Consider the following 26,635-nt stretch of genomic DNA (forward strand, 5'->3'; position numbering starts at 1 on the left):
CCACGCGGGACTCCGGAGCGTCACGCCCCGGGGGATGCCGACGGTCGCCGTGGCAGTGGTCCATTTCGGCGTGCGTGGGGGTGCTCATCAGGTCTCCAGCGTCGGATCGCCCGAGGCAGCCAGCTTCCGTATTCCGGCTCGAACGCGGGTCAAGGAGCGGTGGAAAAACCTGCTTCAAGGGCGGCTCAAGCACCCCGTGACACAGTCGCATCGCCTCGCGCGCCGAGGGCGCGTCCGCCGTGCACCGGACCGACCGCCTGCAAGGGCGCCCGAGCCAACCGCCTGCGAAGGCGACTGAACCGACAGCCTGTACAGGCGACTGACAGGAGCCGTACCCCCATGACCGTTCCCCTGCTGTGCTTCCCCTTCGCCGGAGCGGGCGCGAGCTTCTTCACCCCGTGGCAGCGCTACGACCTGAAGGCCACCCGGGTTCATCCCGTCCAACTCCCGGGGCGCGAGCGGCGCCTCGACGACCCGCCCTACCCGGACGTGTTCACCGCGGTCGAGTCGATGGCGGACGACCTCGTCGCCGAGGCCGGGCTGTCCTCGGGGCCGGTGGCCCTTTTCGGCCACAGCTTCGGTGCCGTCCTCGCCTACGAGACGGCGCGTCACCTCCGCGAGCGGCGGGGGATACCGGTGGCCCACCTCTTCGTCAGCGGTTCGGCAGGACCCACGACCAGGCGTGAGGTGGGCGCCACCGGGCTTCCGGACGAGGAGTTCCTGGCCCGGGTGCGCGAGTTCGCCGGATACGACCACCCGACCATGGCGGACCCGGAACTGCTGGAGCTGCTGCTGCCGACGCTCCGCTCCGACGTGGAGATGCACGAGGCGTACGTCTCGACCGCGAAGGACCCTCTCGACGCGCCGATCACGTCCGTGCGCGGCCTGGACGACGCGCTGGTCTCGGCCGAGCAGGCCGGTCAGTGGAAGACGGTCGCCCGGTCCGGGTTCCGTCTGGAGGAACTGCCCGGCGGCCACATGTACCTGACCGAGTACCCGGGCCCGCTGCTGAAGCTCATCGACGACGAGCTCAAGGCGTGGGCATGAGCCAGAGACTGAACGGCAAGACGGTCATCGTGACGGGCGCCGCCCGCGGCATCGGCCGCGCCTGCGCCGAACTGCTCGCCTCGCACGGCGCCGATCTGGTGCTAACCGACATCGCAGACGACCTCCCGCTGGTCCTGTACGCCCTCGGCAGTGAGGGCCAGTTGGCCCACACGGAGAAACTGTGCCGGGCGCACGGCGCCACCGTCGTCTCCCATCCCGCCGACGTCCGTGACCTGCCCGCCGTCGAGGCCGTGGTCGCAACAGCCGTCGAGCGCTTCGGACGTGTGGACGCCGTGGTGAACAACGCCGGCATCGCCGCCCCCTCGGGCCGGGCGGTCCACGAGATCGGCGAGGACGAGTGGACCGTCATGCTGGACGTGGACCTCTCCGGGGCCTGGCGCATGACCCGGGCGGTCGGTGAGGTGATGGCGCGGCAGCGCTCCGGCAGCATCGTCAACATCTCCTCTACCGCCGGGCTGGTCGGCTACCGCAACTTCGCCGCCTACGTCACCGCCAAGCACGGGCTGATCGGCCTGACCCGCGCCGCCGCCCTCGACTACGCGCCGCTCAAGGTCCGTGTGAACGCGGTGTGCCCGGGGTCGGTACGGGACGATCCGGTGCTGGAGGGCCGCATGCTCTCCGAGATAGCCAAGTCCCTCGACGTGCCCGTCGCGGAGCACGAGGAGATCTTCGTGCAGGCCCAGCCGACGAACGAACTGGTCGAAGCGGGCGAGGTCGCCGAAGCCGTGCTGTGGCTGGTCGGCGACGGCTCGCGCGGTGTCACCGGCAGCGTGGTCACCGTCGATGGCGGATTCACGGCCAAATAGGCGGCTGCGTCGCCGAGCAGCCGGATGCGTGGCCGAGAAGCCCGGTAGCCGACCTCAGGGCCGGGGAGCCTGGCGGCCCTCCCCACGGTCGGGGAGCCCGGCAGCCCCGGCCCGCACCTCAGACAGGGAGCCCAGATGTCAGCGGTCCTGACCGCGTACGAGTCGCACAACGCCCTCTCGCCCACCGAGCGTTCCCGACCCGACGACCAGCACGCGGTCGTCCTGCGCCCGGACCGGCGTGTGGACCCGGAGGTCCTCGCAGAGCGCCTGCGGGACGTCGTCGCCGGATGCCCCGTACCCGACGAACGCGACCTCTGCGCGGCCGTGCGGAACGGCGCCCGGGAGCCCCGGACGGTGTGGTGCGAGACGGTGTCCTGCCGCTCGGACGACCCCCGGGCGGTGCGGGCACTGCACCGAGAACTGCTGCGCCCGGTGCCCCGGTACGGTCCGGCGCCGGTGCGGCTGGTGGTCCTGCGCTGCGCGGACGCCGACCAGCTCGTCTTCACCGCGTCTAGGCGGTGTCTCGACCGGGCGTCCCTCACCTCGGTCGCCAAGGCTGTCGCCGCCGGCCCCGACAGCCCCGCGCCGCGGCTGTGGTGGGACCTCCCGGCCACGGGCCCGGACGACACGGCGGGCGTTTCGCGGGCAGCCACCGCGGCCGCCGCGGGCGCGCCGGGCCCCGCCGACGGCCCCGCCCGCCGCGCGGCGCACCGGTTCACGCTCCCCACGGCCCCGGCCGGCCACCGCCCGGCACCGGGCACGCCGGAGCTCCGCGCCGTCCAGCTGGCCGCGGTCGCGTACACGGCGATGCGCTACCTGGACCGTGCCGAGGTGACCGTGGACGTGGTGCGGCGCCGTCACCGCAGTGCCGCCGTCCTGGGCGCGGCGGAGGAAGCCGTACCGCTGACGCTGGCGGAGACCGACACCACGGGCGAACTGCTCGCACGGGCGCGGTCTGCCCTCGACGACCTCGCCCGGTCCACGGGCGCCGCACCACCGGCCGCCGACGACGGCGGCGAGCACACGCTGTCGCGGATCACCGTGGCCTTCGACGACGAGAGCCCCGACCCCGAGGTGGCGTACTTCCCCGGCACCCGGCCCGGCACGCCCCTGGCCCTCCACTGGTTCGATGAGGGCCCCGAGGGGCCGGAAGGGGTGTGCCTCTTCGACGAGAGCCGTCACGACGGGACGCTCGTCGCGCAGTTCTGCCGGCACCTGACCGGGGTCCACGGACAGCTCCTCGACCAGCCGCCCACGACGCCCGTGGACCGGCTGCGGATCCTGGACGATGAGGAGGAGGCCGCGATCCTGGACTTGGCGGACGGCGGTCCGCTCGACGCGGAACTCCGCTGTGTCCACCGGGCCTTCGAGGAGGTCGCCGCCGCCCGGCCCGACGCCGTGGCCGTCACCCACAAGCGGGAGACCCTCACCTATCGGCAGCTCGACGAGCGGGCCAACCGCTTCGCCCACACGCTGAGGTCCCTCGGCGTGGCGGAGGGGGACCGGGTCGGCGTCTGCATGGAACGCTCCGCCGATCTGGTGGTGGTGCTCCTGGCCGTCCTCAAGAGCGGGGCGGCCTACGTCCCCACGGACCCCGGCTATCCCGCCGAGCGGATCGCCTACACAGTGAAGGACGCCGGTCTGCGGCTCGTGATCGGCCCCGAGGAGGACTCGGGCCCGGACATCGCCGGAGCCCGCACGGTGTCCCTCGCCGACCTGGCCGCGCTCGCCGAGCGGGAACCGGACACCCCCGTCACCGACCGGAGCGACCCGGCGCGGCCCGCGTACGTCATCTACACCTCCGGCACCACCGGCCACCCCAAGGGAGTGGTCGTCCCGCACCGCAATGTCACCGCGCTCGTCGAAGCCACCCGCGCGGACTTCGCGCTCTCGGCCGACGACGTGTGGTCGCAGTTCCACTCGGTCGCCTTCGACTTCTCCGTGTGGGAGATCTGGGGCTGTCTGCTCACCGGCGGACGGCTGGTGATCGTCCCCTACTTCGCGGCCAGGTCACCGCAGTCCTTCCTGGACCTGCTGGTGTCGGAGCGGGTGACCGTCCTGAACCAGACGCCCTCGGCGTTCGGCGAGATCGTCCGACTCGTGCGGTCCGGCGAGGCGGACGGGACGGTGTCGGTGCGGCTGCTCGTCTTCGGCGGAGAGGCACTCGACCCCCGTGTCCTCAGGCCCTGCCTGGACACCGACGGCTGGTCGCGGTGCCGCTTCGTCAACATGTTCGGCATCACCGAGACCACGGTGCACGTCACCGCCCAGACCGTGACACGGACCGAGATCCTGCACGGCGACCGGTCGGTGGGCCGCCCGCTGCGCGGCTGGAGCGTCTCCGTCCGGGACCGCAGGGGCCGGCTGCTCCCGCGGGGCGTCCGGGGCGAGATCCAGGTCGGTGGCGTGGGTGTGGCGCTCGGCTACCTCGACCGCCCGGAACTCACCGCCGAACGCTTCCTCGACGACCCGGCCGGCGGCGGCACCCGGTACCGCAGCGGCGACGGGGGCAGGCTGCTGCCCGACGGACGTATCGAGCACTGGGGCCGCCTGGACAACCAGGTCAAGATCCGCGGCTACCGCATCGAGACGGACGAGGTGCGGGCCGTTCTGCTGGAGGACCCGGCCCTGTCCGACGCCGTGGTGATCCCCGGCCGCGACCAGGTCGGCGGGCTCCGCCTCGACGCCTACCTGATGTTCCGCGACGGCGTGGGCACCGACCACGGCACGGCGGAGATACGGGAACGCGCCGCCAAGACCCTGCCGCAGTACATGCTGCCCAGCACCTGGACGCCGATCTCCGAGATCCCCCGCACGATCAACGGGAAGCTGGACGCCGGCAGGCTGCCGGCGCCGCAGCCCGCCGTGCCGGGCGGCGCCCGACCGGCCGACACGGCGTCCGGACCCGATGCGTCCGGGGCGGCGGCGGAGTCGGGGCTGCTCGCCCGGGTCTGCTTGCTGTGGAGCGAGGTCTTCGGCTTCACGGTCGGTCCGGACCACGACTTCTTCGGCATCGGCGGCAACTCCCTGCTCGCCACCCGGCTGGCGGCCGCTTTCCGGGACAAGGGCCTGCCGACCCCGCAGACACGGGACCTGTACCGCAATCCCACACCGCGAGCGCTCGCCGCCCTGCTGGAGCGGTGATCTGCATGTCTTGGGGGGCGCGAACCGAGTCGCGCCCCCCAAGACATGTGGTGACACGGGGTCAGGACAGCTTGATCGTGGGACGGTACAGGTCCATCCAGACGGCCAGGTCGAGGACCCGCTCGAAGGCGTCGCGCTCGTCGCGCTCCACCGCCTCCGGTGTCTCCCGTACGGCCCGGTCGAGCGCCCCCCGCTCGAAGAACTCCACCGCGCGGTGGTCGTCGGACAGCAGCTCGCCCACCTGACGCTGCAACGCCTCGACGTAACTCAGCTCCTGCGTCAGCGGATAGTGGCCCTTGGGCCGGTCCGCCACCGAGGCCGGCAGCAGATCGCGCACCGCGGCCCGCAGCAGGCTCTTTTCCCGGCCGTCGAACGTCTTCATCGACCACGGCGCGTTGAAGACGTACTGCACCAGCCGGTGGTCGCAGATCGGCACCCGCACCTCCAGACCGACCGCCATGCTCATCCGGTCCTTGCGGTCCAGCAACGTGCCGAGCGCGCTGGTCACATGCACGTGGGAGAACACGCGCATCCGGCGCTCCTGCGCGTCCTCGCCCGGCAGGGACGGCACCTGCGCGACCGCGTCGGACCAGCGCTGCGCCAGATAGCCGGGCAGGTCCAGGACGCCCTGCGTCAACTCCTGCCGGTACAGCCGGGTCGGCACCAGGGGCGCCACCCACGGGAAGGCCGGGGTCCGCTGCGTCGCGGGGTGGTGGAACCACGAGTAGCCGCCGAACGTCTCGTCGGCGGACTCGCCCGACAGGGCCACCGTCGAGTGCTCACGGATCGCCTTGAACAGCAGATACAGCGAGTTGTCGCCCTCACCGAAGCCGAACGGCAGATCGCGGGCCGCGATGACTGTCCGGCGCACCTCCGGGTCGGCCAGCGCGCGGTGGTCCAGCCGGATGTCGCTGTGCAGCGTGCCCACGTGGTCCACGACCGCGTGCGCGAACGGGGCGTCCGGCGAGCCGCGCAGCTCGTCCGCGCGGAAGGCGTCCGGCTGCTCGAAGTCAACGGTGAACGTCCGGACTCGCCCGCCCTCCTCGGCGAGCTTCCGCCCCGCCAGCGCCGTCAGCGCGCTGGAGTCCAGCCCGCCGGAGAGCAGCAGGCACAGCGGCACGTCCGCGACCAACTGCCGGCCGACGCTGTCCTCCAGCAGCTCACGGACCCGGCGCACAGTCTTCTCCGTGTCGTCCCGGTGCTCCTCGACCTCGAGCCGCCAGTAGATGCGCTCGCGCACACCGGACCGGTCGACGATCAGCATCGTGCCCGGCCGGACCTCCCGCATGCCCTGCCACACGGCCACGCCCGGCTCCTTGACGAAGCCCATCATCTCCCGGAAGCCGTCCTGGTCCACCACGGCCTCCACGGCCGGATGCGCCAGCAGGGCCTTGGCCTCCGACCCGAACAGGACACCGTCCTCGGTCTCGTACACGTACAGCGGCTTGATACCGAGCTGGTCGCGCAGCAGGACCAGGCGTTCGGTACGGCCGTCCCAGATGCCCAGGGCGAACATGCCGAGGAGACGGTCGGCGACCTCCTCGCCCCACTCCAGGTAGCCGCGTAGCACCACCTCGGTGTCACTGGAGGTGCGGAACTCGTGTCCACGGCGGCGCAGTTCGTCGCGCAGCTCGCGGAAGTTGTACGCCTCTCCGCTGTACGTCAGCACCACCGGGCCGTCCGGGGTGTCCACCGTCATGGGCTGGACCCCGCCCTCCAGGTCGATGACCGAGAGCCGGCGGTGGCCCAGGGCCGCGCGCGGGGACACCCAGGTGCCTCCGGCGTCCGGGCCGCGGCAGACCATGGTGGCGGTCATCGCGTCCAGGACGGGGCGTTCCTTCTGAAGGTCGTGCCGGAAGGCGATCCAGCCGACGATCCCACACATGTGCGTCCTCTCCTGCCGATGTCTTGTCCGGTGACGGTCCGCCTCGTGCGGAGGTCAGCGGGTGGTGGCCATGTGGGCACGCAGCCCGTCGATGTGGGAGCGGGCCGCGGGCTCCAGAACCGCCCGCATCAGCAGGGGCTTCAGATACGTCCACGGGCGGTGCAGTTCGGCGGCCCACTGCCAGGTGAGCCGCGAGCCGTCCGGGGTGGACTCCACGACGTAGTCCTCCACGAGGTGGCGGAACATGCGGACGGTGCTCTCGACGCCGGTGAACGTCTTGCGGCGGCCCTCCTCCCAGTGGAAGAACCGCTCGCGCAGCACGAGCCCGCTGTTGAGCTCGACCTCCCGTGTGGTGCCGACCCCGAAGGGCCGGGGGGAGGTCCAGGTCAGCCGCTTCACGCCCTTCGTCCAGTGCGCCGGGCCGGAGTCGTCCGTCAGGGCCGCCCAGGTCTCCTCGACCGGGTAGGGGACGTCGACGGAGCGCGTCATGTACAGGGGTGCCCGGGTGAAGTAGGAGTGGTCGGCTTCTTCGATCGGGTGGAAACGAGGGGGCATCGGGGCCGTCCTTCGAGGGGTGCGGGGGAGGAGATCAGGAGAGGTGGCCGCGGACCGCATCGAGCGTGGTCGCGGCGTGCGCGGTGAGCATCGTGAAGTGGTCGCCGGGCACGTCCACCTCGGCGGGCGCGGGCCGCACGGGCCAGTCGGCCTGCCAGCCGGAGGCGGGGAACTGCGGTTCCGGCAGCGGCTCACTCGCCCGGACCTGGAGGACCGGGACGTCGAGGCCGTCCGGACGCCAGTCCGCGAAGAGGCGGCCGAAGCCGCCCATCGCGGTCAGCGCGGTGTCGTCCAGGAGCGCGGCGACGCCGTCGTCGGGCGTCTCGGCCAGCGACCGGCCGATGTACCGCGCGACATGCGGCAGTACGGCACTGCCGGGCGCGTAGCTGTCCAGCAGGACCAGAGCCTCCGGACGGGGGCCCCGGCGGATCAGCTCCGCGGCCACCACGTCCGCGAGCCAGCCGCCGGCCGAATGCCCGACGAGCGCGAAGGGCGCGCCGCCCGTGCACCGTTCGACGTCGTCGGCGTGCAGCCGGACCAGGGCGTCGAGGTCCGCGGGCAGGGGTTCGCCCGTGACGAAGCCGGGTGCGGGCAACACCCACATGTCCCGTTCGCCGCGCGCGCCGGCGGCCAGCCGGGCGTACTGGTGGGCGCCGGACTTGCCCGCGAACGACGGGAAGCACACGAGCGCGGGTCCCCCGTCGCCGCGGGCGAGCCGCACCGGCGCGGGCCGCCGTACCGTCCCGGCCTCGACGTCGGCCGCGTCGAACGTCTCCCGGAACCGGGCCGCATCCTCCAGGAACGCCTGGAAGTCGGCGAAGCGGCCGACCTGCCCGGCCCGCGCGGCGAGCGCGGTCAGGACTCCGGAACCGGTGGACTCGGACGCCGTCGGGGCGGGGGAGTCCTCGGGCTCCTCGTCGCCGGGCGGTGGCAGGAGCGCCGCGGAGACCAGCAGGGTGTGGAGGTGGGCGGCGAATCCGTCGAGCGTGGGGTGCTCGAAGAGCGCCGTGGCCGGCAGCTGTGCTCCGGTGGCCGTCTGGAGGTGCACGCGGATCTCCGCGGCCATGACGGACTCGATGCCCAGCTCCGGCAGGCTGAACGCCGCCTCGACCTCGGCGGTGTCGGCGTGCCCGAGGGCCGTGGCCACCTGCCGGGCGATCAGGGCACGCAGGGCGGTCTCGCGGGCGTCGGCCGTCAACGGGGCCAGGTGATCGCGCAGTTGGGCCGCCGCGTCCCCGGCCGGTTCCGCCCCCCCTTCGCCTCCGGTCGGCGCGGCCATCGTCGGCAGGGTGCCGTCCGGCCAGAAACGGCGACGCTGGAAGGCGTACGTGGGCAGGTCGACCGGGGCGCCGACCGGGACGCCGTCCAGGACGGCGGACCAGTCGACGCGTACCCCGCGCACGTGCAGCAGGGCCAGCGCCTCCAGCGCGCTCTGCCGCTCCGGCCGGTCGCTGCGCAGCAGCGGCGCCGCCTCGGTGTCCGGGCCCGGGCGTCCGGACGCCGCGTCCCGCACCAGCGCCGTCAGCACACCGCCCGCGCCGGCCTCGACCACCGTCGTGACGCCCGCGTCCAGCAGCGCGTCCACGACGTCAGGGTCGCCGGGCGTCTCACGCAGCCGGCGGACCCAGTGCTCGGGCTTGTCCCCCTCCCCGGTCGTGGCGCCCGACAGCATGGCGATACGCGGCGGCCGGAAGTCGATCGTGTCCGCCAGCCGCCCGAACTCCTCCAAGGCGTCCTGGCTGGGTCGGGATTCCCGCGACGCCCCGTGGCGCCCGTCCGGGCCGGAGGCCGACCGCGTCAGCCGTGCCCGCGCCGCCACCAGCCGGCAGGCGTCCTCGGCCGACAGCACACCCGCCGCGTACAGGGCCGTCAGCTCGCCGACTGCGTGACCGCCCATCACGTCCGGTACTACGTCCCAGGACTGGAGCAGCCAGAAGGAGGAGGCGCCGACGAGGAACGCGGCGGCCTGGGCGTACCCGGTCTCGTCCAGCAGGGCCGACCAGGGGGTGCCGGCCTCGGCGAACAGCACGTCACGCAGTCCGGGACGGGCCGCGTCGCCGTCGCCGCCGAGGGCCGGCTCGCGTTCCAGCTTCTCGCACAGCTCGTTCAGGGCCCGCGCGAAGACCGGGTATCGCTCGTACAACTCGCGCCCCATACCGGCGTATTGGCCGTCCTCGCCGGGGAAGAGGAGGCCGACGCGCCCGCCTGCAGCCGTACCGCGTACCAGGCCGGGTGCCGGTGCTCCCGCCGCCAGAGCGGTGAGCCCCGCCTCCAGGGAGTCCTGGCCGGTGCCGACGACCACCGCGCGGTGCGGCAGCGCGGCGCGGGCGAGGGCCAGCGTGCCGGCCACGGACGCCAGGTCCGTCCCCGGGCGTGCGGACAGGTGCTCGCGCAACCGCCGTGCCTGCTCCTGCAGGGCCGCCGCGCTGTGCGCCGACAGCGGCCACGGCAGGGTCTCCCGCCCCGTCTCCGCCGCCGGAGCCTCGGGGCGCGGGGCCTCGTCCTGCCGGGGCGGCTGCTCCAGGATCACGTGCGCGTTCGTCCCGCTGATGCCGAACGCCGACACCCCGGCGCGCCGCGGACGTCCGGTCTCCGGCCACGGGACCGGCTCGGCCAGCAGTCCCACGGCACCCGCGGACCAGTCCACATGCGGAGTCGGCTCGGTCAGGTGCAGGGTGCGCGGCAGGACGCCGTGCTCCATCGCCTTCACCATCTTGATGACACCCGCCACGCCCGCGGCGGCGGCCGTGTGCCCGATGTTGGACTTCACCGAGCCCACCCACAGCGGCCGTTCGGCCGGCCGGTCCCTGCCGTACGTCTCCAGCAGCGCCTGCGCCTCGATGGGGTCGCCGAGCGTGGTGCCGGTGCCGTGCGCCTCCACGGCGTCGACGTCGGCGGGGGTGAGGCGGGCGTTGGCCAGGGCCTGGCGGATGACGCGCTGCTGGGAGGGCCCGTTGGGCGCGGACAGGCCGTTGGAGGCACCGTCCTGGTTGGTGGCGGTGCCGCGGACCACGGCCAGCACCCGATGGCCCTTGCGCCGCGCGTCCGACAACCGCTCCAGCAGCACCAGGCCGACGCCCTCGCCCCAACTGGTCCCGTCGGCGGTGGCCGAGAACGGCTTGCACCGGCCGTCCGGTGCCAGTCCCCGGGTCCGGCTGAACTGGATGAACGGATCCGGCGTCGCCATCGTGGTGACCCCGCCGGCCAGCGCCAGCTCGCACTCGCCCGCCCGCAGCGACTGCGCCGCCAGGTGCAGCGCCACCAGCGACGACGAGCACGCCGTGTCCACCGTCACCGCCGGGCCCTCCAGGCCGAAGGTGTAGGACAACCGGCCGGACATCACGCTCGCCGCGCTGCCCGTCATCAGGAAGGCCTCGATGCCCTGCCGCGCGGCCGCCCCCGCCACCAGCCGTGGATAGTCCTGCCCGGCGAGACCGGCGAAGACCCCGGTACGGCTGCCGCGCAGGCCGGTCGGGTCGATACCGGAGTGCTCGAACAGCTGCCAGGCGGTCTCCAGCAGCAGCCGCTGGTGCGGGTCCATGGAGAGGGCCTCGCGCGGGCTGATCCCGAAGAACGCCGCGTCGAAGCGGTCGGTGTCGGCGAGGAAGCCGCCCTCGCTCGTGTAGGTGTGGCCGACCCGCCCCGGATCGGGGTCGTAGATCGCCTCCAGGTCCCAGCCGCGGTCCTCGGGGAAGGGGCTGATCGCGTCGGTGCCGTCGTCGACCAGCCGCCACAGGTCCTCCGGCCCGCGCACGTCCCCGGGATAGCGGCACGCCATCGCGACGATCGCGATCGGGTCGTCGTCCGTGGGCGTGCCCGTGTCGGCAGGGGCATCCGGTGCCGCGGCCGGGGCCTGCTCGCGGGTGCCGGTGATCCGGTCGAGCAGATGCCCGGCCAGGGCCTGCGGGGTCGGGTAGTCGAAGACGACGGACGCCGACAGGCGGGTGCCGCTCGCGGCGCGCAGCCGGTTGCGCAGCTCGACCGCGGTCATCGACGTGAAGCCGAGGTCGTTGAAGGTCTGGCCGGGCGCGGCGGGGGACGACAGGCCCAGCACGGCCGTCGCCTCGTCCACCACAAGGTCCAGCACCAGCGACTGCCGTTCCGCCGCAGGCAGTTCGGCCAGCCGGCGCGCCAGCTCGGTAACCCCCTCCTCGCCCTCCGGCTCCGGCCGCCCGCCCGCCTGCGCGAAGGCCGGCACGGCACCCAGGGGTGCGGGCACCGGGTCCGCCGCCCGGCGCTCGACCCAGTACCGCCGACGCTGGAACGGATAGGTCGGCAAGTCCAGCACCCGTCCCGGCGGTGTCGTGAACCCGCTCCAGTCGACGCGGACGCCATGGCTGTGGACGTGGGCGGCCGAGGCCAGGAAGCGGGGCCAGCCGCCCTCGTCCCGGCGCAGGGTGCCGGTGACGAGGATGTCGCGCTCCGCCTCCTCGGCGATGGCTTCGAGGGCGAGCGTGAGCACCGGGTGCGGGCTGCACTCGACGAAGGCGGTGTGCCCCTCGGCGAACGCGGTGCGCACCGCGTCGGTCAGCCGGACGGTCTGCCGGAGGTTGGTGTACCAGTACTCGGCGTCGAGCGTCGCGGTGTCGACGGGGTCACCGGTGACCGTCGAGTAGAAGGGGATCGCCGCGGTGCGGGGCGTGATGTCCGCCAGCGCCCGCAGGACCTCGTCCCTGACGGGTTCGACGTACGGCGAGTGCGAGGCGTAGTCGGCGTCGATCCGGCGGGCCCGGATCTCCAACCCCTCGCACAGGGCGACGAGTTCGTCCAGGTCCTTCGGCTCCCCGGCGACGACGGTGGCCCCGGGACCGTTGACGACGGCCACGTGCATCCGCCCCTGCCACGGCTCGATCAGCTGCCGGGCCCGCTCCTCGGACACCGCCAGGGGAACAAGACCACCCCGTCCGGTGACGGCGAGCAGCGCCTGGGCGCGCAGCGCGACGATCCTGGCCCCGTCCTCCAGGGTGAGCGCGCCCGCGACCACGGCCGCGGCGATCTCGCCCTGCGAGTGGCCGATGACGGCGGCGGGTTCGACACCCAGGGACCGCCACATAGCGGCGAGGGAGACCATCACCGAGAACAGGGCGGGCTGCACGTCCACGGAGCGGGTCAGCCGCTCCCCGCCGCACAGCAGCTCGGTGAGGGACCAGTCGACGTACGGGGCGAGCGCGGCCTCGCAGTCGGCGATCGACCGGGCGAACACCTCGGAGGTCTTCAGCAGTTCGGTGGCCATGCCGGTCCACTGGGAGCCCTGCCCCGGGAAGACGAACACCGGACGCTCGTAACTGCCCTGCCCGGTGACGACACCGGGCACCGGGTTGCCGGCGGCCAGGGCCCGCAGCCCGGCGAGGAGTTCGGCGCGGTCGGCACCGAGGACCACCGCGCGGTGGTCGAGGCCGGCGCGCTGGGTGAGGAGGGCGTGCGCCACCTCCCGTACGCCCGTGTCGGCGTCCTCTCGTCCGCTCTCCTCCGCGTCGGTGAGAGCGTCGAGGTGCGTGGCCAGGCGCTCGGCCTGGTCGCGCAGGGCCGCGCCGTCGCGGGCGGAGAGGGCGAGCGGTACGACCGGAGCGAGGGGCGGGACGAACCCGCCCTCGGGCTCCGGGGTTTCGGCGGGCGCCTGCTCCAGCACCACGTGCGCGTTGGTGCCGCTGACGCCGAAGGAGGACACGGCGGCGCGGCGAGGCCGGCCCCTGGCGGGCCACGCGCGCCGCTCGGTGAGGAGTTCCACCCGGCCCGCCGACCAGTCGACGTGCGGCGTCGGCTCGTCCACGTGCAGCGTCTTCGGGAGCACCCCGTGCCGCAGTGCCATGATCATCTTGATGATGCCGCCGACACCGGCCGCGGCCTGGGTGTGCCCGATGTTGGACTTCAACGAGCCCAGCCACAGCGGCTCTTCACGACCTTGCCCGTAAGTGGCGAGCAGCGCCTGCGCCTCGATGGGGTCGCCCAGCCGCGTACCGGTGCCGTGCGCCTCCACGGCGTCGACGTCGGCCGGGGTGAGACGGGCTTCGGCCAGGGCCTGCCGTATGACCCGCTGCTGGGACGGGCCGCTGGGCGCGGTCAGGCCGTTGGAGGCGCCGTCCTGGTTGACGGCGCTGCCGCGGATCACGGCCAGCACCCGGTGCTCGTGGCGCCGCGCGTCCGACAGGCGCTCCAGGACGAGGACGCCGGCGCCCTCGCTGAAGCCCGTGCCGTCCGCGGCGGCGGCGAAGGCCTTGCAGCGGCCGTCGGGCGCCACACCGCGCTGGCGTGCCGTCTCGGTGAACATGAACGGCGTGGCCATCACGGTCGCCCCGCCGGCCAGGGCCAGTTCGCTCTCGCCGCGCCGCAGCGACTGCACGGCCACGTGCACGGCGGCCAGCGACGCCGAGCACGCCGTGTCCACGGTCAGCGCCGGACCCTCCAGGCCGAAGACGTATGCCAGGCGGCCCGAGAGGATGCTCGCGGTCAGACCGCTGATCAGATAGCCCTCCAGATGCTGCGGGTCGTGCCGCAGCAGCGTCCCGTAGTCCTGCTGGCCGGTGCCCATGAACACGCCCGTGCGGCTGCCCCGCAGCGTCGACGGGTCGATGCCGGCGTGCTCGAACGCCTCCCACGAGGTCTCCAGCAGGAGCCGCTGCTGCGGGTCCATGGCCAGGGCCTCCTGCGGGCCGATGCCGAAGAAGGCGGCGTCGAAGCGGTCGGCCCCGTCGAGGAAGCCGCCCTCGCGGGTGTTCGTCGTCCCCGGCGTGTCTGGGTCCGGGTCGTACAGCGACTCCAGGTCCCAGCCCCGGTCGTCCGGGAACGCGGACGTCGCGTCCCGGCCCTCCAGGACCAGCCGCCACAGCCCGTCCGCCGACTCCACGCCGCCCGGGTATCGGCAGGACATGCCGACCACAGCGATCGGCTCGCCCTCGGCGGACTCCAGCTCGGTCAGTCGCTCACGGGTCTGCTGGAGATCGGCCGTCACCTTCTTGAGGAAGTAGCGGAGCTTGTCCTCGGTGGTCTCGCCGTTCGCCACGGTGGTGCCGTCCTCTCTGTCGCGCACGGGTCAGGAGATCCCGAGTTCGTTGGTGATGAAGTCGAAGACCTCGTCGTCGTCGGCCGAGTCCAGACGCGGGGCCGTTCCGTCCGCCGAGGGCGCGGTGCGGGCCGGTGGCATCGGCCCCCAGCCGGCGACGAGGGCGCGCAGCCTCGCGGCGACCCGGTCGCGGTCGGGATGGTCGGCCGTGACGACGGCCAACGACCGCTCCAGCCGGTCGAGTTCGGCGAGCACCGGCTCGGCTGAGGGGATGCCGTCCCGCGGCAGCGCGTCGTCCACGTAGCGGGTGACCGCCTGGGCCGTCGGATGGTCGAAGACGAGGGTCGCCGGCAGCCTCAGCCCGGTTACGGCGCCCAGCCGGTTGCGCAGTTCGACCGCCGTCAGCGAGTCGAGCCCCAGTTCGTTGAAAGTGCGTCCGGCCGGGACGGCCGACCCGTCGGCATGTCCGAGCACCTCGGCGACCGTCCGGCGCACCACGTCGAGCAGGATCCGTTCCCGCTCCTCCCCGTCGACTTCGGTGAGCCGTCGCCGCAGTCCGCCGGAGGCGTCCTCCCGGGCCGGCACGCCCTCTGCCGCCCGGGCCGGCGGGCGCACCAGCCCGCGCAGCAGCACGGGCACCGCCTCGCCCGCGCCGCGCAGCCCGGCGGTGTCGAGACGGACCGGCAGCAGCGTGCGGGGCGCGCTCCCTCCGGCCGTCAGCGCCGCATCGAACAACGCCAGCCCGTCCTCGGGGGACAGCGACAGCACCCCGGAACGACGGAACCGCCGCAGCGCCGTGTCGTCCAGCCGGGCCGCCATGCCCGCCTCCCACGCGCCCCACGCCAGCGACACGGCCGGCAGCCCCAGGGCCGCGCGATGCTGGGCGAGGGCGTCCAGGAAGGCGTTCGCGGCGGCGTAGGTGCTCTGGCCCGCGGCACCGAGCGTGGCCGTCGAGGACGAGAACAGCACGAACAGGGGCGGCGCTGCCTTCCGGGTCACGTCGTGCAGATGCCAGGCCGCGTCGACCTTCGGACGCAGGACCGCGTCCACGGTCTCGGGGGTCGGCGCGTCGAGCACGCCGTCGTCGACGACCCCCGCCGCGTGGATCACCGCCGTCAGCGGGTGCGCGGCGGGAATCCGGTCCAGTACGGCCGTCAGCGCCTCGCGGTCGGCCGCGTCGCACGCCTCCACCGTGACGTCCGCGCCCAACGCGTTCAGCGCGTCGGCCAGTTCCCCGGCTCCGGCCGAGCGCGGCCCGCCCCGGCTGAGCAGGACCAGCCTGCGCACGCCGTGTGCGGTCACGAGGTGGTGGGCGACGAGGCTGCCAAGGGCGCCCGTGCCGCCCGTGATGAGGACCGTGCCGTCGGGACCGAGCCCCGCCACCGGTGCGGCACCGTCCGCTGGTGCCGGCCGGGCACGCGCGAGCCGCGGCGTCAGCGGCGTGCCGCCGCGCAGCGCGAGCTGCGGTTCGCCCGAGCCCAGCGCCGCCCGCCACACCTCCGGCGCGCCGGTGTCATCCACGTCCATCACCACGAACCGCCCGGGATGCTCGGCCTGCGCGGCCCGCACCAGCCCCCACACCAGCGCCTGTTCGAGCCCTCGTACGGCGTCGTCCGCGTCGACGGCCACCGCGTCCCGGGTCACCACCACCAGCCGTGCGCCGGCGAACCGCTCGTCCGCCGCCCAGCCCACCAGCACGCCCCGCACCGCCCGTTCGACCACGCGGGCGGCCGTCGGGAGGTCCGCGTCGGCGGGCACCGCCGCCCCGCAGTCCCACAGCACGGCGTCGGGCACCGGCCGGCCCTCCTCCAGGGCCGCCCCCAGCTCCGCCAGGCCGGCGAAGGTCTCCGCGACCAGGCCGTCCGGCGGCGTGCCGTCGCCCACGGCGACGACGTCCCGGACCGTCCCGGCGTCGGCCGGCGGCTGCCAGTCGACGTGGAAGAGGCTGTCGGTGGACCGGTGCCGGGCGGCGGCCCGCAGATGCTCGGCGGTGACCGGCCGGAACCGCAGCGACTCCACCGAAGCCACCGGCGTCCCATGCCCGTCCGCGACCAGCACCGCCATCGTGTCCTCACCGAGCGGCGTCACCCGCACCCTCAGCGCGGTGGCGCCGGTGCCGTGCAACCGGACGCCCTGCCAGGAGAACGGCAGCGCCACCCGCTCGGCGGTGTCGCCCAGGCTGGTGTGCAGGGCGGCGTCCAGCAGCGCGGGATGCACTCCGTAGCGGGCCGCCTCCGCGCGGAACGGCTCCGGCAGTTCCACCTCGGCGAAGACGTCCTCGCCCGCACGCCACTGCGCGCGCAGCCCCTTGAAGGACGGCCCGTACGGGTAGCCGTCGAGGGCGATGGCGTCGTAGAACCCGGTGAGATCGACCGGCACCGCCCCCGCAGGCGGCCATGGGCCCGTCAGGCCGCGGTCATCGGCGGTGGCCCCGGCGTCCGACAGCACACCGTCGGCGTGGTGCGTCCATGCCTGCGCGGCGGCCTCGCCGTCCGAGAGGGCCGTGGACGCCGGCCGGGAGGCCACGGTGAACCGCCTGCGTCCGTCCCCCTCGTCGGGCCCGACGGTGAGCTGGAGGTGGACGGCCGTGTCCTCGCCGAGGACCAGCGGGTGCTCCTGGACCAGCTCCTCCACCGTGTCGCAGCCCGTCAGCCGGCCCGCGTGCAGGGCCAGGTCGAGATACGCCGTGCCCGGGACCACTACCGAGCCCAGCAGCACATGGTCACCGAGCCAGCCCGGAGCGCGGGACGACAGCCTGCCGGTGAGAACCAGCCCGTCGCCGTCCGCCTGGGTCAGCAGGGCGCCGAGCAGGGGGTGCCCGGCCGGGGCCAGCCCCAGCCCGTCCTGCTCGACCGGGGTGCCCTCGTCGCCGGACAGCCAGTACCGCTCGCCTTGGAAGGCGTACGTGGGAAGGTCGAACGGCAGGGGCTCGGGGGCCCCGTTCCCGGTGGCCGTCAGCTGTGCCCGCCAGTCCACGGGAACGCCCCGTACGTGCGCCTGGGCCACCGCGGTGAGGACCGTGCGGACCTCGGAGCGGTCGCGGCGCAGCAGCGGCACCGCGAGGACGGCGGAGTCCGTGGAGCCCATGGAGCCTGTGGAGCTTGTGGAGTTCTCCTCCTCGGGCAGCGCGGCGGCCGCGCCGTCGCGGGTCATCGCGGACAGCACGCCGTCCGGACCCAGCTCCAGGAAGGTGCGCACCCCCAGGCCCAGCAGCGTGCGCACGCCGTCGTGGAAACGCACCGCCCGGCGGACGTGCCGCACCCAGTAGTCGACCGAGCGGAGCTCCGCCGACGTGGCCGGGCGGCCGGTGACGTTGGAGACGACGGGGAGGTTCGGCTCCCGCAGGTCCAGCGACGACAGGACCGTGCGGAAGGCGTCCAGCATGCCGTCCATGCGGGGCGAGTGGAAGGCGTGGCTGACGGCCAGCTCCTTCGTCCGCCGCCCCCGCTCGCGCAGCGTTCCGGCCACCGAGCGCACCACGTCCTCGTCGCCCGAGACGACCACCGAGGTCGGGCCGTTGACGGCGGCGATGCCGGCCGCCTCCTCGTGGCCCGCGAGGAGGTCGGCGACCTCGTCCTCGGTGGCCTCGACGGCTGCCATCAGCCCGCCGGGCGGCAACTCCTCCATGAGCCGGCCGCGGGCCGCCACCGCCGTGACCGCGTCGTCGAGCGAGAAGACGCCCGCGACATGCGCGGCGGCCAGCTCACCGACGGAGTGGCCCAGGAGATGGCCGGGGCGCAGCCCCCAGGACTCCACCAACCGGTACAGGCTCACCTCCAGGGCGAACAACGCGGCCTGCGTCCACCGCGTACGGTCCAGCAGCGCCGCCTGCTCCGTGCCCTCGTCGGCGAGGAGCACCTCACGCAGCCGCAGGTCCGCCCGCTTCTCGAACAGCGCGCAGATCCGGTCCAGCGACTCGGCGAACACCGGATGGGCGGCGTACAACTCGCGCCCCATAGCGGCCCGTTGGGCGCCCTGCCCGGTGAACAGGAAGGCCAGGCCCGCGCTGTGTGCCGCGGTTCCCGTGACGACCCGACCCGACCCGTCCGGGCCGGAGTGACGCAACTCGTCGAGCCCCGCGAGCAGTTCGTCCCGGCCGGTGCCGATGATCACGGCCCGGTGGTCCAGGCTCGCCCGCCGCACGGCCAACGGCAGGGCGAGCGCCGCCGGATCGGGGTCCGCGTGCGCCACGACCGTCTCGCGCAGCCGCTCGGCCTGGGCGCGCAGGGCCTCGGGGGTGGCGGCGGACAACTGCCAGGGGACGAGCGCCGGGGTGGTGGCCCGGACCTCCCCGCCGGACGGGCCGGAGGAGCCCTGACCACCGGCCTCGCCGATCGAACTCGTGCCTCCGGCTTCGCCTGACGCGCCCTGCCCGCCGGCCTCCTCGATCGCGTACTCCTCGGCCTGTTCCAGGACGACGTGGGCGTTGGTGCCGCTGATCCCGAACGACGACACCGCGGCGCGCCGGGGGCGGCCGGTCGACGGCCAAGGGCGCCGCTCGGACAGCAGCCGCACGTCGCCTGCGGACCAATCGACATGCGGGGTCGGCTCGTCCACGTGCAGGGTCGCGGGCAGGACGCCGTGCCGCAGCGCCAGCACCGCCTTGATGACGCCGGTGACACCGGCCGCGTGCGTGGTGTGGCCGACGTTGGACTTCACCGAGCCCAGCCACAGCGGCTCGGCGCGGTTCTGCCCGTAGGTGGCGAGCAGTGCCTGAGCCTCGATCGGGTCGCCCAGCGTGGTGCCGGTGCCGTGCGCCTCGACCACGTCCACGTCACCGGCGGAGAGGCGGGCGTCGGCGAGCGCGGCCCGGATCAGGCGCTGCTGGGCGCCACCGTTGGGCACGGACAGACCGGCGGAGGCGCCGTCCTGGTTGACGGCGCTGCCGCGGACGACGGCCAGCACCCGGTGCCCGTGCCGCCGCGCGTCCGACAGCCGCTCCACCACGAGTATGCCGACGCCCTCACCCCAGGCCGTACCGTCCGCTGCGGCCGCGAACGGCTTGCAGCGGCCGTCGGGCGCGAGCCCGCGCTGCCTGCTGAACTCCACGAACATGAAGGGGCGGGCCATCACCGACGCCCCGCCCACCAGCGCCAGTTCGCACTCGCCGTCCCGCAGCGACCGTACGGCCAGATGCAGCGCGACCAGCGACGCCGAGCACGCCGTCTCGACCGTGATCGCCGGCCCCTCCAGGCCGAAGGTGTACGCCAGCCGGCCGGAGGCGACGCTGAGCGCGGTGCCGGTCAGCACGTATCCCTCGCCGCCCTCGGCCGTCGTACGCACGCCGGGACCGCCGTAGCCGTGCGGCGCAGCGCCGACGAACACGCCCGTACGGCTGCCGCGCAGGGACGTCGGGTCGATGCCGGCCCGCTCGACGGCCTCCCACGAGGTCTCCAGGAGCAGCCGCTGCTGCGGGTCCATGATCAGGGCCTCACGGGGGCTGACCCCGAAGAAGCCGGCGTCGAACCGGTCGGCGTCGGCCAGGAACCCGCCGTGGCGCACATAGCTGTGGCCCTGCCGGTCGGGGTCCGGGTCGTACAGCGACTCGACGTCCCAGCCGCGGTCGGACGGGAACGGCGTGATCGCGTCCCGCCCCTCGTCCAGCAACTCCCAGAACTCCTCGGGCGAGCGGACGTCGCCCGGGTAGCGGCAGCCCATGCCGACGATGGCGATCGGCTCGTGGCGGGCCTCCACCAACTGCCGGTTGTGCTGTTGCAGGCGCCTGTTCTCCCGCAGGGAGTGGCGCAGCGCCTCCACCATCCGCTCGGTGCGGTCGCCGCCCGGGGCGGCCCCCTTCTCGGCCGGCGCGCCGGGCACGTGCTGCTGCGTCACAGGGATTCCTCTCCGTTCGTGGTCGTCGTCCGCGGCCCGCGCGCGGTCACGGCTCGCCGACGCCGGGCGCCGACTGGTCCCGCACCAGCAGGAGTTGTCCGGCGGTCGCCCGTTGCTCGGGCGGTGTGTCGTCGCGTCCCGGTGGCACGAGTGCCGGGCGGCCGTGGACCGGCTCTGTGGTGACGCCGTCGGTGGGCGCCCGCCCATGGCCCGGGCACTCCAGGCGCACTGTCGCCACCGTCGTCACCGAGACGCCGACCACCTCGGCGATCTCCACGCACGACGAGTCGCCGACCCCTCCCGTGCCGTTCACGGGCGTGAGCCGCACCCGCAGCTCGCTCGGTCCCGCGGTACCGGTCGTCGTCACCTCCTGCCAGACGCGCTGCACCGGAGGTTCCGCACCCGCCTCCGGACACGCCGCGGGCCAGGCCTGGAGCGCGGCGTCGAGCAGCGCAGGGTGCAGGCCGTACCGCCCGGCCTCGTGCCGGATCGGCTCCGGCAGCGCGACCTCGGCGAACACCTCGTCGCCGCGCCGCCACACCGACCGCAGCCCCCGGAATGCGGGCCCGTACTCGACGCCATGCTCCTGGGCCCGCCGGTGGAAGCCGTCGACGTCCACGCTCCGCGCGCCCGGCGGCGGCCAGGCGACCGGACCGGGCCGACGGGCCGGGACGCCGTCCGGGCCGAGGATCCCCGTGGCATGGCGCGTCCACGGCACCTCCCGGGCGGCGCCGAAGGGCCGGGAGGACAGAGTCATCAGCCTGCGACCCGCGGCGTCCGCGCCGGTCAGCCGGAGCCGGAGCGCCCGGCCGGCACAGGGATCGGCGGACAGGTCGAGCGGGCTGTGCGGGGTCAGCTCGGCCACCCGGTGGCAGCCGGCGTACGCCCCCGCCCACCGGGCCAGTTCGAGCATCGCGGTGCCCGGCAGCACCACCCTGCCCGCCACCTGGTGGTCGCCGAGCCACGGCTGCGCCGCCGTCGACAGCCTGCCGGTGAACAACAGGCCGCCGTCCTCGGGCAGTTCCACGACGGCACCGAGCAGCGGATGATCCACCGGCGCCAGCCCGGCCGCGTCCACTGTGGGCGGCCCGGCCTCCAGCCAGTACCGCCGCCGCTGGAAGGGGTACGTCGGCAGGTCGGCCGGCGGACCGCCCAGGCTCAGGTCGGGGAAGGCCGCGCGCCAGGCCACGCTTGTGCGGGACACGTGCAGTCCGGCCAGCGTGGGCAGCAGCCCGTCCGCGCCGCTCGCCCCGCCCACCGGCGAGACGACGACCCGCGCCATGTGCCCCTCCAGAGCCGCCGTCAGACGCGGGGCGACGGCCGAGGGGGCGCCGATCTCGACGTAGAGAGCGTGTCCGCCCGCGCTCAACGTGCGCACGGCAGCGTCGAGTTGCGTGACGGAAGCCCGCACCAGGGGAATCGACCCGTCGCCGTCGGGTATCTCGGTACCGTGCGCCGCGGCCCGGGCGCCCTCCACGAGCGACAGGGCGCCGGACACGCAGGCGGCCGCGATCTCTCCGACACCCTCGCCGACCACCGCCGCGGGCCGGACGCCGTACTCGTGCCACGCCGCTGCCAGTGCCACCAGTACCGCCCACCGCACGGACGGTTCGGACCCGGGGAAGGCACCGCCGCGCAACGCGTGGTCGCCGACCGCGGCGAGCGCCCGCTGACACTCCGCCAGCCGCCGGGAGAAGACCGGCACGGTCAGCACCAGCCGGGCCGCCCACCCGATGTCCTGCGCCAGACCGCGGTCGGAGAACACCAGCACACACCGGTCGTCCGCGGTGACCCGGCCGTGGAAGAGCCCGGGCGCCGGGACGCCCGCCGCCAGGGCCGTCACACCCCCGAGCAGTTCGGCGCGGTCGGCGCCGATGACCACGGCCCGCTGTTCGAACACCGACCGACCCCGCGCCAGCCCGGCGCCCACCTCCATACACGTCAGTTCCGGATGCCGTGCCAGATGGTCCGCCAGCCGTTCGGCCTGCGCCCGCAGCGCGTCCCCGTCGCGCCCGGACAGCACCCACGGCACCCCGGTCGGCCAGGCCCGCCGCTGCTCCGCCGCCGACAGCGGTCCGGGATCGGGGCTCCGCTCGGGCTGTTCCAGCACCACATGCGCGTGGGTGCCGCCGCTGCCGTACGACGAGACGCCCGCCCGGCGTGGACGATTCGCGTGCGGCCAGGCGCGGGTGCCGGTCTCGGCCGGGGGCAGGACTGTGTCCGCGGATCGGGCCGCGTTCGGGCCGCGCGTGTTCCCGCGCGGGGGCGGCGTGTCCCCGTGCTGAGTGCGAGGCAGCACGCCGTGCTCCATCGCCTTCACCATCCCGATCACACCGAGCACGCCCGCCGCCGCCTGGGCGTGCCCGACGGCGGGCGCGACCGAGCCGAGCCACAGCGGCCGTCGCGACGGCCGGTCCGGGCCGTAGACGGCGAGCAGCGCCCGCGTCCCGGCCGGGTCGCCGAGCCCGGTGCCCATGCCATACGCCGCCACCGCGTCCACGTCGGCCGGGGACAGCCCCGCGACGTCCAGGGCCTGCCGGACCACCCGACGCCGCGCGGATCCGTCCGCACCGTCGTGGAGGACCGCTGAACCCCGGACGACGGCGAGGATCCCGCGGCCACCGCGTCGCGCGTCCGACAGCCGCTCCAGCAACAGCATCCCCACGCCTTCACCGAACACCGCGCTGCCGTCGGTCTGTTCTTCCGCGGCCGGGCCGTACCTCCCGCCTGCCCGCGACGCCCGCCGCGCCGCCGACATCACCGTCGCCCCGCCCGCCAACGCCAGATCGCATTCTCCTGCCCGCAGCGCCCGCACGGCCTCGTGCAGGGCGATGAGCGACGACGAGGAGGCGGTGTCGAGGGTGAGGGCCGGTCCTTGGAGCCCCAGCGTGCACGCGATCAGGTCGGATGCCGTGCTGTCGAGCGCCCCCAGAGCCCCGTAGCGCTCGTCCCGCAGGCCCGCGAACACCCCCGTGCGGCTGCCCCGCAGCGCCATCGGATCGATACCGGCCCGCTCGACCGCCTCCCAAGAGGTCTCCAGCAGCAGCCGCTGCTGCGGATCGGTGGCCTGCGCCTCCTGGTCGCTCATCCCGAAGAAGGCCGCGTCGAAGCCGGCCGGATCGTCCAGGAATCCGGGTTCCCGACCACGGACTGTGCCGTGACGTGCCGGATCCGGGCCCGTCAGGTCCTCGTCCCGCCCCCGCGCCACCCACTCCCACAGATGTTCGGGGGACTCGATGCCACCGGGCAGACGGCAGGCCATGCCGACGATCGCGATCGGCTCACGGGCCGCCTCCTCGACCGCACGAAGCCGCCGCCGGGTGGTACGCAGGTCCGCGGTGAGCCGCTTCAGGGCGTCGACGCCCTCGCGCTCGCCGACGACGGCGCCGACCGTCCCGTGCGTTACATCGCTCGTCATGGTGTCGTCGCCCTTTCTGCGCGCGGGGAAAACTCTTCGGCGGCGCACGGTTCCGTGCGCGTGTCCACGGCTGCGCGCGTGCGCGTACGCCCGGATATGCGGAGGGGGGAGGGGGCTCACAGAGGCCTGCGCATCTGTCTCCGCTACGTCATGACAGGCGCAGTTCGTTGTCCGCGATCTCCAGCAGCTCGTCCAGCGAGGCGTCCCCGAACTCGTCCTCGGAGTGCGGTGTCAGCCGGTCCAGCAGATGCCGCAGCCGTGTCGTCACGTGTTGACGCTCGGCGGCGCGCTGGGGGTCCTCGTCGGAGCCGCTGCCGTCGCCGGAGTCGGCGTCGAGCAGACCGTGGGCGAGGAGCCCGGCTTCCAGGTGGTCGAGGCGGGCGAGGAGTGTCGCGTCCCGGTTCCGGTCCGGTCGCCGACCCGGCGCTCTCCCCGCACCCTCGACCAGCAGCCCGTCCAGAAGTTCCGCTACCGAGGCGGGAGTCGGGTGATCGAAGGCCAGCGTCGTGGGCAGCGGCAGCCCGGTTGCCTCGCTGAGCCGGTTGCGCAGCTCCACGGCCTGCAGCGAGGTGAAGCCGGACTGGAGGAAACCCTGCTCCATGGCGACCGCGTCCGCGTCCTCGTGCCCCAGTGCCTGTGCCACCTGCACGCGTACGAACTCCCGGACGGCGTGGGCCCGTTCACCCGAGCCGAGACCGGCGAGGGACAGCCCCCGGGCGCCGCCGACGCCCGGAGCCGTGCCCACTGCGGTGTCATCGCCCGCCGAACCCTCCCGGCTCTCGACGCCGAACGGATACGTCGGCAGGGCGATCCGCCGTCCGTCACCGCCCTGGAAGAAGGTTTCCCGGAGCAGGGCGACCCAGTCGACCGCGACCCCGCGCACATGGAGGCGCGCCGCCGCCGTCAGCCAGGCCGTGAACCCGTCCTGGTCCCGGCGGAGGGTGCCCACGACGCCGGAGACCGCCCCGGCACCGGCCCCGACGTCCTCCAGCGTCTCCTGCACACCACCGAGCAGCACGGGATGCGGACTGACCTCCAGAAACGTCTGATGACCCGCCGCCGACAGGGCCCGTACGGCCGACTCGAAACGGATCTCGGAGGTGAGGTTGCGGACCCAGTACGCGCTGTCCAGACCGGCCGTCTCGCACTCGCCGCCGGTGAGGGAGGAGTAGAAGGGCACGGCGCCGGGGACCGGGGCGATCGCCGCCGTGGCGGTGAGGAACTCGGAGGTGTCGACGGTCAGACCCGGGGTGTGCGCGGCGAGACCGAGGCGCAGCGGCTTGGCCCGCACGCCCCGCGCGGCTAGCGTCTCGACGATCTCGGTCACGGCGGCGTGCTCACCGCCGAACAGCACAGAGCGCGGACCGTTCGTCCCCGCGAGATGGACCCGCCCGCGCAGGTGATCGGCGTCGAGCAACGGCAGGAACTCGCCGAGGGAGAGGGCCGCGGCGGCCAACTCGCCCGCGCCGGCGGCCTTCGCCTGCATCCGGCTCCACAGGACGGCCACCCGCGCGGCCTCGTCCAGCGTCAGTGCGCCCGCGGCATGGGCGGCGGCGATCTCGCCCAGACTGGCACCGACCGTGACCGCGGGTTCCACCCCGCAGGAACTCCACAGCGCGGACAGCGACACGCTCACCGCGAACAGGACCGGCAGGACGACGTCCACGTCGTCGAGGGACGGCGCCCCCGGGACGCCGCGCAGCACGTCGACCGGCGACCAGGGAACCAGCGGCGCGAAAGCCCGCGCGCAGTCCTCCATCCGGGACCGGAACACCTCGGAGCCGTCCAGCAGGTCGACCGCCATGCCCGGCCACCGGGAGCCCAGCCCGGGAAAGACATGGACCGCCCGTTCCGGGCCCTGCACGCTCACGCCGGGCTCGGTTCGGACCACCATCGGGGTGAACCCGCCCTCGGCGACCGTCCGCAGCCCGCGGAGCATCTCCGCCCGGTCGGCGGCCAGCAGGACGGCCCGCCGTCCGAGGCCTGTCGTCCGGGTCGTCGCCAACGACCACCCCAGATCGGCCGGCGACACCCCGGGGTCGGCCTCGACCCGGGCCAGCAGATCCCGTGCCAGCGCCGCCAGCGCCGCGTCGCTGCCCGCCGACAGCACGAGCGGGACGGGCCGTGCACCCGTCGGCGCCGGCACCCCACCCGGGGCGGTCCGGTCGCCGGGGTCGAACGCCTCCACCGGCGCGAGCACCCGCTCACCGGCCCGTACGGCGGTGGAGTGCCGTCGTACGACCGCTATCCCGCCCGTGACGGAACCCGCCACCGCCACCTCACACTTACCATGACGCAGGTGCTCGGCGGCCTCCTCGACGGCCGCCCGCGCGGACAGCCGAGCCTCCAGCGTCACCCGGGGCCCCCGCCACCAGCGGAGATCGCTCCCGACGAGCGCCGCGAGCCCGTCCGAGCCGTCGGCAACGCCGTCCGCGTCCGCCCCCTGCACGAGAAACACACCGACATCGGCCTCCCGCAGCGCCCCGGGCACGATCCCGGCGTCCTCCAGCGCGGTCCACACCAGGTGCAGCACACCGAGCCGCTGCCGCGACGCCCCGCGCACACACTCCCCGAAGAACGCAGCGACCCCGTCGGGCGCACAACGCACCCGAACACCCACCGGACCGGACCCGTCCGCCAGGCGCACGGCCTCGGGAGCCTCCTCCGGGATCGCCAGGCCGACGATCACGATCCTGGCGCCCACGTCGTCCTCGTCATCAGATCCGGGCCAAGGCAGTCTGCTCGTCACGATGTCGTCGGCCTTCTCGTCACTGGCGTCGTCGGCCATGCCTGACGTGGTGGTCCTTCCACACCCGCCACCACGCACTTGATCGACAACACCCTGACGGTGCCGACTTGACCGCACCTTGAGCCCGACTGGACACCGCGCGGCACGCGTGGAATGAACGCCGTTCACCGCCGAGGAG

General features: G+C 74.3%; 8 protein-coding genes and 1 pseudogene. 3 read left to right on the forward strand and 6 right to left on the reverse strand.

What is annotated here, in order from left to right; genetic code table 11:
* Nucleotides 1-339: 339 nt before the first annotated feature.
* The 3 genes from ACFU3E_RS11945 to ACFU3E_RS11955 all read left to right on the forward strand — a co-directional run bounded on the left by ACFU3E_RS11945 (nucleotide 340) and on the right by ACFU3E_RS11955 (nucleotide 5,018).
* Nucleotides 340-1,047 carry a thioesterase II family protein gene (locus tag ACFU3E_RS11945; RefSeq protein ID WP_384155234.1) on the forward strand — a complete coding sequence of 236 codons (708 nt, stop codon included), beginning with the start codon at nucleotides 340-342 and terminating at the stop codon, nucleotides 1,045-1,047.
* Nucleotides 1,044-1,874 carry an SDR family oxidoreductase gene (locus ACFU3E_RS11950; protein WP_384155237.1) on the forward strand — a complete coding sequence of 277 codons (831 nt, stop codon included), beginning with the start codon at nucleotides 1,044-1,046 and terminating at the stop codon, nucleotides 1,872-1,874. Before ACFU3E_RS11945 ends, ACFU3E_RS11950 begins: the two co-directional genes overlap by 4 nt.
* A gap of 135 nt (nucleotides 1,875-2,009) precedes the next feature.
* A complete protein-coding gene (locus tag ACFU3E_RS11955) occupies nucleotides 2,010-5,018 on the forward strand; it encodes an amino acid adenylation domain-containing protein (RefSeq protein WP_384155241.1) in 3,009 nt (1,002 codons plus the stop codon).
* Between the two features lie 61 nt (nucleotides 5,019-5,079).
* On the opposite strand, the gene asnB is transcribed toward ACFU3E_RS11955, so the two are convergent.
* The 6 genes and pseudogenes from asnB to ACFU3E_RS11985 form a co-directional block, all read right to left on the reverse strand.
* On the reverse strand, nucleotides 5,080-6,903 hold the full coding sequence (gene asnB, locus ACFU3E_RS11960) for an asparagine synthase (glutamine-hydrolyzing) (protein WP_384155244.1): 1,824 nt from the start codon (nucleotides 6,901-6,903) through the stop codon (nucleotides 5,080-5,082).
* Between the two features lie 54 nt (nucleotides 6,904-6,957).
* A complete protein-coding gene (locus ACFU3E_RS11965) occupies nucleotides 6,958-7,458 on the reverse strand; it encodes an SRPBCC family protein (RefSeq protein ID WP_384155247.1) in 501 nt (166 codons plus the stop codon).
* A gap of 88 nt (nucleotides 7,459-7,546) precedes the next feature.
* Nucleotides 7,547-14,428, reverse strand: a pseudogene (locus tag ACFU3E_RS11970) (type I polyketide synthase); the annotation flags it as partial.
* A 60-nt stretch (nucleotides 14,429-14,488) separates the two neighbouring features.
* Nucleotides 14,489-20,290, reverse strand: coding sequence for an SDR family NAD(P)-dependent oxidoreductase (locus ACFU3E_RS11975; RefSeq protein ID WP_384155250.1), 5,802 nt, complete (start codon nucleotides 20,288-20,290; stop codon nucleotides 14,489-14,491).
* A 46-nt stretch (nucleotides 20,291-20,336) separates the two neighbouring features.
* Nucleotides 20,337-23,708 (reverse strand): beta-ketoacyl synthase N-terminal-like domain-containing protein, encoded by a 3,372-nt coding sequence (locus tag ACFU3E_RS11980; RefSeq protein ID WP_384155253.1) that lies wholly within the window; start codon nucleotides 23,706-23,708, stop codon nucleotides 20,337-20,339.
* 148 nt (nucleotides 23,709-23,856) lie between these two features.
* Nucleotides 23,857-26,496 (reverse strand): acyltransferase domain-containing protein, encoded by a 2,640-nt coding sequence (locus tag ACFU3E_RS11985; RefSeq protein ID WP_384155255.1) that lies wholly within the window; start codon nucleotides 26,494-26,496, stop codon nucleotides 23,857-23,859.
* Nucleotides 26,497-26,635 lie beyond the last annotated feature (139 nt).

This window comes from Streptomyces sp. NPDC057424, from assembly GCF_042803315.1.
Taxonomy (GTDB): domain Bacteria; phylum Actinomycetota; class Actinomycetes; order Streptomycetales; family Streptomycetaceae; genus Streptomyces.

Coding starts and splice junctions, on each gene's coding strand:
- asnB (WP_384155244.1), bottom strand. CDS start 6,903: ATGTGTGGGATCGTCGGCTGGATCGCCTTCCGGCACGACCTTCAGAAG.
- ACFU3E_RS11950 (WP_384155237.1), top strand. CDS start 1,044: ATGAGCCAGAGACTGAACGGCAAGACGGTCATCGTGACGGGCGCCGCC.
- ACFU3E_RS11955 (WP_384155241.1), top strand. CDS start 2,010: ATGTCAGCGGTCCTGACCGCGTACGAGTCGCACAACGCCCTCTCGCCC.
- ACFU3E_RS11985 (WP_384155255.1), bottom strand. CDS start 26,496: ATGGCCGACGACGCCAGTGACGAGAAGGCCGACGACATCGTGACGAGC.
- ACFU3E_RS11945 (WP_384155234.1), top strand. CDS start 340: ATGACCGTTCCCCTGCTGTGCTTCCCCTTCGCCGGAGCGGGCGCGAGC.
- ACFU3E_RS11965 (WP_384155247.1), bottom strand. CDS start 7,458: ATGCCCCCTCGTTTCCACCCGATCGAAGAAGCCGACCACTCCTACTTC.
- ACFU3E_RS11980 (WP_384155253.1), bottom strand. CDS start 23,708: ATGACGAGCGATGTAACGCACGGGACGGTCGGCGCCGTCGTCGGCGAG.